Origin of the sequence: Bradyrhizobium sp. Arg816 (assembly GCF_029989365.1) — a bacterium.
Lineage (GTDB): Bacteria > Pseudomonadota > Alphaproteobacteria > Rhizobiales > Xanthobacteraceae > Bradyrhizobium.
In genome coordinates, this window is sequence record NZ_JAPRAQ010000102.1 from 1 (window position 1) to 574 (window position 574).

1 protein-coding gene is annotated in these 574 nt (G+C 69.3%); it reads left to right on the forward strand.

Annotated elements, in window-relative coordinates; translation table 11 throughout:
• A partial coding sequence (locus OWC48_RS46015; RefSeq protein ID WP_282525930.1) for a phosphopantetheine-binding protein occupies window positions 1-574 on the forward strand: 574 nt, incomplete at both ends.

Below are 574 nucleotides of genomic sequence, written 5' to 3' on the forward strand. Positions count from 1 at the left end.
TTGAGTTCCTGGGCCGCAACGACGATCAGGTGAAGATCCGCGGCTATCGCATCGAGCCGGGCGAGATCGTCGCGCGGCTTTGCGAGCACGCCTGGGTGCGCGAGGCGGTGGTGGTGGCGCGCCAGGACGGCGCCGGCGACAAGCATCTGATCGCCTATATGGTCTGTGCGCCCGAGGCCGGCTCGGACGAGGGCGATGGAAGCGGGCTTGCGGGCGCATTGCGGGCGCACTTAAGTGCGCGGCTGCCGGACTACATGGTGCCGAGTGCGTTCGTGCGGCTGGCGGCGCTTCCGCTCACGGTGAACGGCAAGCTCGATCGGAACGCGCTGCCGGCGCCGGCCGATCAGGCCTATGCGCTGGCGGCCTATGAGGCGCCGCAAGGTGCGGTCGAGGCGGCGCTGGCGCGGATCTGGGCCGAGCTCCTGGGTGTCGAGCGCATCGGGCGCAACGACCACTTCTTCGAACTGGGCGGCCACTCGCTCTTGGCCGTGCAGATGTCGAGCCGGCTGTCACAGGCTGTGGGAGTCGAGCTGCCGCTGTCGACGCTGTTCGCAAGGCCCGTGCTGACCGACCT